At 72.2% G+C, this 9,714-nt stretch carries 12 protein-coding genes; 7 read left to right on the top strand and 5 right to left on the bottom strand.

Annotation, left to right across the window (positions count from 1 at the left end):
• Positions 1 to 116: 116 nt before the first annotated feature.
• The gene (locus tag ACIODU_RS16430; RefSeq protein WP_401768066.1) at positions 117 to 1,373 is read right to left on the bottom strand and encodes an SGNH/GDSL hydrolase family protein; all 1,257 of its coding nucleotides are present in this window, start codon (positions 1,371 to 1,373) and stop codon (positions 117 to 119) included.
• Between the two features lie 173 nt (positions 1,374 to 1,546).
• Here ACIODU_RS16430 and ACIODU_RS16435 point away from each other — a divergent pair, with 173 nt between their 5' ends.
• The 4 genes from ACIODU_RS16435 (at position 1,547) to ACIODU_RS16450 (ending at position 4,199) form a co-directional block, all read left to right on the top strand.
• Positions 1,547 to 1,846: a DUF4235 domain-containing protein gene (locus tag ACIODU_RS16435; protein WP_327234021.1), complete on the top strand. Its 300-nt coding sequence runs from the start codon at positions 1,547 to 1,549 to the stop codon at positions 1,844 to 1,846.
• 87 nt (positions 1,847 to 1,933) lie between these two features.
• Positions 1,934 to 2,602: a CatB-related O-acetyltransferase gene (locus ACIODU_RS16440; RefSeq protein WP_401768068.1), complete on the top strand. Its 669-nt coding sequence runs from the start codon at positions 1,934 to 1,936 to the stop codon at positions 2,600 to 2,602.
• Positions 2,603 to 2,688: 86 nt separating this feature from the next.
• Positions 2,689 to 3,279: a TetR/AcrR family transcriptional regulator gene (locus tag ACIODU_RS16445; protein WP_401768070.1), complete on the top strand. Its 591-nt coding sequence runs from the start codon at positions 2,689 to 2,691 to the stop codon at positions 3,277 to 3,279.
• Complete coding sequence (locus ACIODU_RS16450) at positions 3,276 to 4,199, top strand: alpha/beta fold hydrolase (RefSeq protein WP_401768072.1); 924 nt, start codon at positions 3,276 to 3,278, stop codon at positions 4,197 to 4,199. The genes ACIODU_RS16445 and ACIODU_RS16450 overlap by 4 nt, the downstream gene beginning before the upstream one ends.
• 37 nt (positions 4,200 to 4,236) lie before the next feature.
• On the opposite strand, the gene ACIODU_RS16455 is transcribed toward ACIODU_RS16450, so the two are convergent.
• From ACIODU_RS16455 to ACIODU_RS16470, 4 genes are all read right to left on the bottom strand, one after another.
• Entirely contained in the window at positions 4,237 to 5,010 is a 774-nt protein-coding gene (locus ACIODU_RS16455; RefSeq protein ID WP_401768074.1) for an SDR family NAD(P)-dependent oxidoreductase, read from the bottom strand.
• Between the two features lie 107 nt (positions 5,011 to 5,117).
• Complete coding sequence (locus ACIODU_RS16460; protein WP_401768076.1) at positions 5,118 to 6,041, bottom strand: LysR family transcriptional regulator; 924 nt, start codon at positions 6,039 to 6,041, stop codon at positions 5,118 to 5,120.
• A 38-nt stretch (positions 6,042 to 6,079) separates the two neighbouring features.
• Positions 6,080 to 6,673 (bottom strand): TetR/AcrR family transcriptional regulator, encoded by a 594-nt coding sequence (locus ACIODU_RS16465; protein ID WP_401768078.1) that lies wholly within the window; start codon positions 6,671 to 6,673, stop codon positions 6,080 to 6,082.
• Positions 6,674 to 6,761: 88 nt separating this feature from the next.
• On the bottom strand, positions 6,762 to 7,028 hold the full coding sequence (locus ACIODU_RS16470) for a helix-turn-helix transcriptional regulator (RefSeq protein WP_356423338.1): 267 nt from the start codon (positions 7,026 to 7,028) through the stop codon (positions 6,762 to 6,764).
• A 126-nt stretch (positions 7,029 to 7,154) separates the two neighbouring features.
• On the opposite strand from ACIODU_RS16470, the gene map reads away from it, so the two are divergent.
• The 3 genes from map (at position 7,155) to pstC (ending at position 9,702) form a co-directional block, all read left to right on the top strand.
• Positions 7,155 to 7,976 (top strand): type I methionyl aminopeptidase, encoded by an 822-nt coding sequence (map, locus tag ACIODU_RS16475; RefSeq protein WP_401768080.1) that lies wholly within the window; start codon positions 7,155 to 7,157, stop codon positions 7,974 to 7,976.
• A 197-nt stretch (positions 7,977 to 8,173) separates the two neighbouring features.
• Positions 8,174 to 8,566 carry a hypothetical protein gene (locus ACIODU_RS16480; RefSeq protein WP_356423344.1) on the top strand — a complete coding sequence of 131 codons (393 nt, stop codon included), beginning with the start codon at positions 8,174 to 8,176 and terminating at the stop codon, positions 8,564 to 8,566.
• Positions 8,567 to 8,691: 125 nt separating this feature from the next.
• A complete protein-coding gene (gene pstC / locus ACIODU_RS16485; protein ID WP_401768083.1) occupies positions 8,692 to 9,702 on the top strand; it encodes a phosphate ABC transporter permease subunit PstC in 1,011 nt (336 codons plus the stop codon).
• Positions 9,703 to 9,714 lie beyond the last annotated feature (12 nt).

Here is a 9,714-nt window from a genome sequence, read left to right on the forward strand (position 1 = left end):
CCGGACCGGGCCGGACCGGGCCGGACCGGGCCGGATCAGTCCGGATCAGGCCGGCCCGGACCGACCGTGCCGGTGGACGCCGCCGCCCCGCCGCGGGAGGGCTTAGCGAACAAGCCCTAGCGCGAGCACCTCAGGGCGTTCACGTTCACCGTGTCCGCCATCAGCTTCATCCCCGCGTCGTTCGGGTGCAGGTGATCGCCCGCGTCGTACGCGGGGAGCATCTTCGTCGGCGCCGCGGGATTCCGTATCGCCGCGTCGAAGTCGACCACCGCGTCGAACGCGCCGCTGCGGATGAAGCGGTTCACCTCCTGGCGGATCGCCTCACCGTTCGCGTTCCACTCGGGCCAGCCCTCGTACGGCATGACCGTCGCGCCCACGACACACGCCCCCCGCGCCCGGGTCCGGTCGATGATCTGCCGGTACGCGGTGATCAACTGGGCGGCCGTCGGGGCCGGGTTGGCCTTGATGTCGTTGACGCCTTCGAGCAGGATCACCGTACGCAGACCCCGCTGCGACAGGACGTCCCGGTCCAGCCGCTTCAGCGCGCTCACGCCCGCGCCGTCGGTCAGCACCTTGTTGCCGGAGATGCCCTCGTTGGCCACGCCCTTGAGGGTGGTCCCCGTGGTGGCCTGGAGACGGGCCGACAGCAGGTCCGGCCAGCGGCGGTTGGTGTCCGGCGTGGAGTTCGAACCGTCCGTGATCGAGTCGCCCAGGGCGACCACCGCCCCGGTGCCCGCCGGGGCGTCGGCGACCACGGCGTCGAGGTAGTAACGGAAGCCGGTGGTCTGCGTGTAGGCCGTCGCCGCCTCGGCCGCCGCGTGGTTGCCCGCCGGTGCGATGTACGAGGTCTGACGGCCCATCTGGTGGCCGGTCGCGGTACCGGCCGCGCTCTGGACGTAGATACTGACCGCGAGATCGGCCTGTGCCCGCACCGTACCGGGCAGCGGGTCGCTGTACACCGACCCTCCGGCCGGTACGGTGACGGCCGCCGCCCCGCCGAAGGTCAGGGCCCGGTTCGTGCCGGCCGCGACGGCCGCCCCGGACGCCCGTACCCCGGCGTAGGCGCGGCCGAAGGTGACCGGCTGCTCGCCGAAGGCGTTGGAGAGGCGGATCCGCAGGGCGCTGCCGCCCGTGCTGGTGCGGATGATGAGGCGGTGCGTCCGCCCGGCCACCGCCGCGTCGAGCCGGTCGGCGCTCGCGCCCCAGGTGACGACCTGGGTGGTCGCCGCGGCGGACGCGGTCCGGGACGCGGTCCCCGGCCCGGACCGCGATTCCGCCTGCGATACGGCCGGGGTCGCGAGGGCGGCGGTGAGCGTCAGAGCGAGAAGGGTGCTCGCGCGGCGGGCGCGGCGGAGTGACTGCGGTCTGTTCATAGCGGGTGAGGTCCCTCTCATCGTGGCCATGAGCATGTCACTTGATGGCACGGGCGGAGTCCGCCGCCGGTTCATGGCGGGGTGTTCCCGGTTCACGACGGGCCGCTCCGTCTCCTTCCGCTCCGTGTGCTTCCGCTCCGTGTGCTTCCGCTCCGCGCGGGCATCCGTCCGGTGTGACGAAGAAGAAGCGGAAACTCACCCTCGCGTACAAGCCCGTCGGCTTTGTCCTCGGCTGGGCGGGCGGCGCCCTGGCGGGACTCGCCTTCCAGCAGACCTGGAAGGTCCTGCGCCACGAGGACGACGCCCCGGACGCCCTGGACCGCGATCGCGGCTGGGGCGAGGTCCTGCTGGCGGCCGCGGTCCAGGGCGCGATCTTCGCGGTGGTACGGAGTGCGGTCGACCGGTCGGGAGCCAAGGCGATCGAGCGGGCGACGGGCACCTGGCCGAGCGACGGCGGAGGCGGCAGGGACTGACGGGCCGCGTAAATCGGTGTCCTCCCCGGCGCGGTGGCGCGATCATGGGGCCGGTCACCGACCCGCGACCCCTGGGGAACGTTCACCATGACCACGCCTCCGCCCGCGTCCGTGCCCGCCGACCCGTCCGTGCTCCATCCGATGCGCGGCCAGAAGAGGGTGGTGCTGCTCAGGCCGCTGGTGACGTCCCCGCTGATCGAGGTCGGGGAGTACTCCTACTACGACGACCCGGACGACCCGACCGCCTTCGAGACGCGCAACGTGCTCTACCACTACGGTCCTGAACGGCTGGTCATCGGCAAGTTCTGCGCGCTGGGCACCGGCGTGCGGTTCCTCATGAACGGCGCCAACCACCGCATGGACGGCCCGTCCACGTTCCCCTTCCCGACGATGGGCGGCTCCTGGGCCGCGCACTTCGACCTCCTCAGCGGGCTGCCGAACCGGGGCGACACCGTGGTCGGGAACGACGTCTGGTTCGGGTACGGCGCGACGGTGATGCCCGGCGTACGGATCGGGCACGGCGCGATCATCGCCGCCGGCGCGGTCGTGACCAAGGACGTGCCCGACTACGGGATCGTCGGCGGCAACCCGGCGCGTCTGGTGCGCCTGCGGTACAGCGAGGACGACGTGGCCCGGCTGCTCGCGGTGGCCTGGTGGGACTGGCCGGCGGAGCACCTCACCGAGCATGTGCGGACGATCATGTCGGGGAGCGTCGCCGACCTGGAGGCGGCCGCCCCGGGCGCCCGTCGTCCGTGACCGGAGAGAACCGCTTGCTCTTCCTAGGGGTCCTAGGTTAAAACTAGGACCCCTAGGAAGACATGGAAGGCGGGGAGGGGCGGCGCGTGGCGCGGGCAGGGCTGACGGTGGAGCGGGTGACGGTCGCGGGCGCCGAGGTGGCGGACGAGGTCGGGCTCGACCAGGTGAGCATGTCGCGGGTGGCGCGGCGGCTCGGTGTGAAGGACGCGAGCCTCTACACGTACGTCCGGGGTCTGGAGGATCTGCGCGGCCGGATCGCGCTGCTCGCGGCGGACGAGAAGACCATCCGTATCGCCGAGGCGACCGCCGGGCGGTCGGGCAAGGACGCGCTGGTCGCGTTCGCCGACGCCTGGCGGGAGTACGCCCACCGGTACCCGGGCCGCTACGCGGCGACGCAGGCCTCGATCCGGATCGACCCCGAGCTGGCGGCCGCCGCGCCGGGACCGCGGCGTGCGGTGGAGCTGACGTACAACATGCTGCGCGGGTACGGACTGGCCGAGCCGGACCTGACCGACGCCGTCCGGTTGCTGCGCAGCACGTTCCACGGGTTCGTCGCGCTGGAGGCCGCGGGCGGGTTCGCGCACCGGCGCGCGCCGCAGCGGTCCTGGCTCCGCGCCCTCGACGCCCTGCACGTCCTCCTGGAGCACTGGCCGCCCCTCGAAGGAGAACCCTCATGACCGCCCCGACCGCCGGCAGCCTGCGCGTGAACGGCGCGACCCTGCACTACGAAGTCCGCGGCCACGGCCCGCTCCTGCTGCTCATCCCCGGCGGGACGGGCGGCGCGGCCTCCCTCGCCGGCCTGGCGTCCGGACTCGCCGGCGAGTACACCGTCGCCACGTACGATCCGCGCGGCATGGCCCGGAGCACGCTGGACGACCCCGAGGCCGGGCAGAGTGTGGCCGAGCACGCCGACGACGCGTTCCGCCTGCTGGAACTGCTGTCGCCCGGCGAGCCCGCCCGCGTCTTCGGCGCCAGCTCGGGCGGGATCGCCGCCCTGCACCTGCTGACCGCCCGTCCGGAACGCGTCGAGCGGGTCGTGGTGCACGAGCCTCCGGTGGTGATGGTGCTGCCGGACGCCGCCGAGCATCGCCGGCTCCTCGCGAAAGTGGGGGAGACGCTTCGTACGGAAGGACTCATGCCGGCGATGGCGGTGTTCGCCGCGGGGTTGAAGGGGGACGGCGACGACCCCGCGGGGCCGGAGGCGGAGGCCGAGGCGAAGGTCGAGGCCGAGGTGAAGGTCGAGGCCGAGGTGAAGGTCGAGGCCGAGGTCGGGCTTCCGCCGGAGGCGGCGGCGCGGGCCGAACAGACCATGGCGGGGCTGCCCTACTTCGTCGGGCGCATCGTTCCCGCCTTCATGTCCTACACCCCGGACCTGGACCGGCTGGAGGCGCTGTCGGACCGGCTCGTCCTCGCCGCCGGGGAGGACTCGCGCGGTGAACTGGCGTACCGTCCGGCCGCTTTCCTGGCCGACCGCCTCGGCACGGACCTCGTGCACTTCCCCGGCGGTCACATCGGCCTGACCACCCACCCGGCCCCGTTCGGCGACCTGCTCCGCGAGACGCTCCGCGCCGGAAGCCGCCGAACCGCCGGCCGTTGACGGAGCAGCACAAGCGGCCCGGGGGCGGCCCGGTGGGTCAGTTGCGTCCGGCCATCACGCCGCCGTCCACGTTCCAGACGGCGCCGGTGACCCAGGCCGTGTGGGGGGAGAGGAGGAAGCGGATCGTGCCGGCGACATCGGTCGGCGTTCCGGTACGGCCGGCGGGGTGGAAGGCGTCGAACGAGTCCAGTACCCCGTCCAGCTGGTCCTGGGGGACGAACGCCTCGTAGATGGGGGTTCTGACGACGGCCGGCGCCACCGCGTTCACGCGGATGCGGTGCGGGGCGAGCTCCATGGCCAGGTGCTGGGTGAGCGAGTGGAGCCCGGCCTTGGCCATGGAGTAGGCGGAGGACGGGGTGGCCGCGACGGCCTGATGGGCCCACATGGAACCGATGTTGACCACGGCGCCCCCGGCACCGCTGGCCGCCATGTTCGCGGTGACGGTCTGGGTGAGGAGGAACGCCGCCCTGTTGAAGGCGTGGTAGCGGTCGTAGTCCTCCTCCGTGTGCTCCCAGAAGGGCTTCGGGGTGAAGACGCCGGCCGCGTTCACCAGCAGCTCCGCGTCGGCGTGCTCCCGGGCCAGCCGCTCGCGCAGGGCGTCGACGTCCTCCGCGCCGGTGAGGTCGGCGGTGAGGGTGTGCACCGTGCCGAGCTTCTCCAGCACCCCGGCGGCCGAGGCCGCCACCCGGGGGTCACGTCCGACGACGACGGCCGTGCCGCCTTCCCGCATCACGAGGCGCGCCGTCTCCAGCCCCATCCCACTGGTGCCGCCGATCACGATGAGCTTCTTGCCGTCGAAATCCTGGCTCATGAGGGTTCTCTATCTACTAGTAGGTAGGCGAAGCTGGTACGGCTCGACGCTACGCCGTCCGTCCCCGCCCGGGTAGACGCTCTTCGGTGATGGGGCCATAGCGGCCGCTACTGGCCGTGGGTTCTACGGAGGGGCGGGTCCGGTGGCGCCTGTTCGGCGGCGGCGAGTGGAGAGGCGAGCCGCGAGACCAGCCGGCCGAGGTCGGCGCTCAGCGGTGTGTCGCCGCTCCACACGGCTTCGTACCGGATCTCCACGGGCCTGCCGGAGCGCACCAGCGGCCGGCACGGTACGTGCGCACCGGAGACCTTCGACGCCGGGAGCAGGGCGGCGCCCAGGCCGAGACCGGCCCACTCCTCCAGCACCCGGACGTTCGACGCCTCGCCGGGATACCGGCGCAGGGGCAGGCCCTGGTCGTGGAAGAGCGCGATGGTGAAGGCCGTCAGGCCGCAGGTGTCGGGAACGAGGATGTACGAGGCGTCGACCGCGGACGCCAGTTCCAGCGGCGTGCCCGTGGTCGTGGACGCGGGGTCGACCACCACGACCGGCTCGCGGTGGACGACCCGGTGCTGGAACCGTGGCAGCGGCTCCACCGCCGGCAGCAGGACGACGTCCAGCTCCCCGGCCGTCAGTCCGGCCAGCAGGACTTCCCTGTCCGCCTCGCGCAGGACCACGGCGGCACCCCCTGGGGCGCGGGCCGCGGCGAAGACGCGGGCGACGAGGTCCGGGCCGATCAGGGGCGAGACGCCCACGCGGATGCTCTCCGGTGCCGGGTCCGCCAGTCGCCGGGCCTCCGCGCCGACGGAGTCCAGGGCCGCCAGGGCCCGCTCCACCAGCGGCAGGATCCGTGCCCCGTGCGCCGTCGGCCTGACCCCGCGCGGGGAGCGGTCGAACAGCTTCAGGCCCCACTCCTCCTCCAGGCGCGCGATCCCGTTGGAGAGCGCGGGCTGGGTCACCCCGTAGGCGCGGGCCGCCGCGCTGAACGACCGGGTCTGGGAGACCGCTCGCGCGTACCGCAGTGCTTCGATGTTCACGGCCCGCCGTCCTCTCCGCTCCGTCGGTGCGCCGCCCGTCAGCGCGCCGCGCGGGGGCGCAACGCCTCGACGGCCGAGGCGGCGACCCCGTCGAAGTAGGACACGTCACCCAGGGCGCGGGCCGTGAACATCGCTCCCTGCACCGCGGAGAGGAATCCGCGCGCCGCCCGCCCGGGATCCGTGGTCGCGGCCAGTTCGCCGGAGGCGATGCCCTGGGCGATGAGACCGGTCAGCCAGTCGACGTTCGCGGTGAAGAACCGTGCCACGGCCCGGCGGGCCTCCTCCGGAACCGCTTCCGCCTCCGCCGCCAGCGTCGCGCACAGGCACGCCCGGCCGTCCTGGAGTCCTTCGCGGTACAGGCCCGCGTAGAACTCCAGCAGCCCCACCGTGCCCGGTCCGCCCTGCTCGGCGGCGTGCTGCCGGGCCGACCGCAGCCGGGCCAGGAAGTCGCCGCTGTACCGCGACACCATCTCCAGCGCCAGATCCGCCTTCGCCGGGAAGTGGTGGTGGACGCTCGGCTTCCTGATCCCGACCGCCTCCGCGAGATCCGCGTAGCTGAACGCGGCGTAGCCCCGGCGCCGCACCACGGACGTGGCCGCGTCGAGGAGCTGGGTGCGCGTGGTCGTACTCATGCCTTCACGCTACCTACCAGAAGGTAGACCGGCAAGTGAGGCGACCGCCCTACGGGAACCTCTCAGGAGGCATACCCGCGGGATTGTCCTAGGAGGCCTCGCTCAGTGCGGGGTCGGTGCGCCAGACGAAGGCCAGGTCCGCCAGGGGGACGTCCAGTACCTCGCTGAGGCGGACGATCGTGCCGAACGCGGGGGTCGGCAGGCGGCCCGTTTCGATCTTGCGGAGGGTCTCCGGCGAGATCTCCGCCGCCAGGGCCACCTCGACGGGGCTGCGTCCGGCTCGGGCGGCGCGCAACGCCGCTCCGAGGCGTCGGCCCGCCTCGATCTGTTCGGGGGCGAGCGGGTAGCGAACCATGCGCTCATGCTAGGGGGGCGGGTGTGCGGCGGCAACCGTCCTCCTGGCTGGTATAAATATACCTGTCAGTGGGCCGGAGGGTGCCCCGGAGAGCCGGAGGCCGCCCCGGAGAAATCGAGGAACGCAGTGATCGAGCTCAAATCTCCCCAGGACATCGAGCGTATGCACGTCACTGGACAGTTCCTCGGCCAGGTGCTGGCCGAACTGGGTGACCTGGCCGCCGTCGGGGTCAACCTGATGGACCTGGAGCATCACGCCCGCCGCCGGATCAAGGAGCGCGGCGCGGAGTCCTGCTACTGGGACTACGCGCCCTCGTTCGGCAAGGGCCCGTTCCGCAACGTGGTGTGCCTCTCGGTCAACGACGCCGTACTGCACGGACTGCCGCACAGCTACAAGCTGCGCGACGGGGATCTGCTGACCATGGACATGGCGGTACGGGTGGACGGCTGGGCCGCGGACTCCGCCCACTCCGTCGTCGTCGGCACCCCGGCCCCGGAGGATCTGCGGCTGATCGAGGCCACCGAGGTCGCCCTGGAGGCCGCGATCGAGGTCGCGCGGCCGGGCAACAGGCTCGGGGACATCTCGGCGGCCATCGGCGGGGTCGCCGCCGCGTACGGGTACCCGGTCAACCTGGAGTTCGGCGGCCACGGCATCGGCCGCACGATGCACGAGGACCTGCACATCCCCAACGACGGCCGCCCCGGCCGTGGTTGGAAGCTGCGGCCCGGCCTGACGCTCGCGATCGAGCCCTGGTTCGCGGCCGGCACCAACAAGATCGTCTATGACCCGGACGGCTGGACGATCCGCTCGGCCGACGGCTCGCGCACCGCTCACTCCGAACACACCGTCGCCATCACCGAGACCGGCCCGCTCGTGCTGACGCGGCGCCCCGAGAGCGGCAAGGGGCGGCGGGACGGCCGGCGGGAATCCTCGCCGAACCGGCGCTGACGAGGGCGTGTTCGTGCGCGGGCCGCGCCTCCGTGACGTTCCCCGGCCCGGCGTCAGAGGTCTCCGGGGGGACATAGGGGCAACATTCGAGTGAAGTGTTCGGCCGGTGATCCGTTGAAACCGCAACCGTCCCGTTCGTCTCAATAAGTTGCTCCTGCCGTTCCCAACCCCGGGAAGGGCGGGGGGAGCTGAAGGTCATGAAGAGATCGGACGAGTTAGGCAGAGCCGCCGTGGGCGGGGCGCGGTGTCAGATCGACACCGACCCGGCCGGCGGGTTCGGCTGGCGGCTCATCGCGCACAACGGCCGGGTGGTGGGGGTGTCCGCGGGCAGCTTCACGGACAGCCGGTCCTGCGCCCGGGCGTTCGGCGAGATGTGCGCCCGGGCGGACGAGGCGGCCGGGGGCGTACACCACGGACCGGGCGGTGACGGGTGGGCCTGGTGGTTACGCATGCCCGACGGAACGGCCGTCGCGGCGTCCTCACGTACGTACGAGAGGTACTCCACCTGCCGTGCGGCGCTGGGCCGGTTTGTCGGGCTGCTTGGTCAATTCGCGGCTGCCGAGCAGGAGTTGGGGCAGGCGAGGGATTGAGGATGAGGGATTTGAAGCGCTCCGGGGACGCGAAGTGGGCGATGTGAACGGAAGTTGCCCCTAGGGCACACCTCGTTCACACACCGGAGCACACGTGTCAATGACGCGCCCCGAGGGTGACCGGTGTGACGACACACATCGAAGAGCGCCCCGGGGAGGGGTCCGAGGGGCCCAGACGGCTGTACGTGGATCCGGGGCTGCCGGACCGGATCTTCCGTGGTGTCGCCCGTTCCGGCGGTGGATTCGTGCTCGCCGTGATGCTCCTGGTCGGCGGCTTCCTGCTCTACCGCGCCTGGCAGGCGCTCTCCCGGGCCGGCTGGTCCTTCCTGACCACCGAGACCTGGGAGCCGGACGCCGGGCGCTTCGGCATCGCGGCCGTCCTGGTGGGAACGGTCCTCATCGCCCTGGTGGCGATCCTGGTCGCCGTACCGCTCGCGGTCGGGGGCGCGCTCTACATCTCGGAGTACGCCCCGCCCCGCATCCGGCAGACCCTCATCGGTGTGGTCGACCTGATGGCCGCCGTGCCCTCCGTGGTCTACGGGCTGTGGGGGCTGTTCTTCTTCCAGAACCAGGTTCTCGGCACGGCCCGCTGGATCTCCACGTACTTCGGCTGGATCCCCTTCTTCACCGTCGACGGCGCCGACCCGCGCGACCCGCTCGCCAACGCGACCGTCTACGCCTCCTCCACCCTGATCGCGGGCATCGTCGTCGCGCTCATGGTCGCGCCCATCGTCTGCTCGGTGATGCGTGAGGTGTTCTCGCAGGCCCCGGTGGGCGAGCGGGAGGGTGCGTACGCGCTCGGCGCCACCCGGTGGGGGATGATCCGCAGCGTCGTCCTGCCGTTCGGCAAGGGCGGCATGATCGGCGGGACCATGCTCGGGCTCGGCCGGGCGCTCGGCGAGACCATCGGCGTCTATCTCGTCATCTCGCCGATCTTCGACATCCAGTGGCACGTGCTCCAGAGCGGTACCAGCTCGATCTCCTCACTGATCGCCCTGCGGTACGGAGAAGCCAGCGAGTTCGGCATGTCCGCCCTGATGGCCGCCGGCCTGGCGCTCTTCCTGATGACCCTCGTCGTCAACTTCGCCGCGTCCTCCATCGTCGCCCGCAGCCGCTCCGGCGCGGCGAGCGAGTAGGGAATCCCCGTC

Source organism: Streptomyces sp. NPDC088261 (assembly GCF_044740805.1).
Classification (GTDB): Bacteria; Actinomycetota; Actinomycetes; order Streptomycetales; family Streptomycetaceae; genus Streptomyces.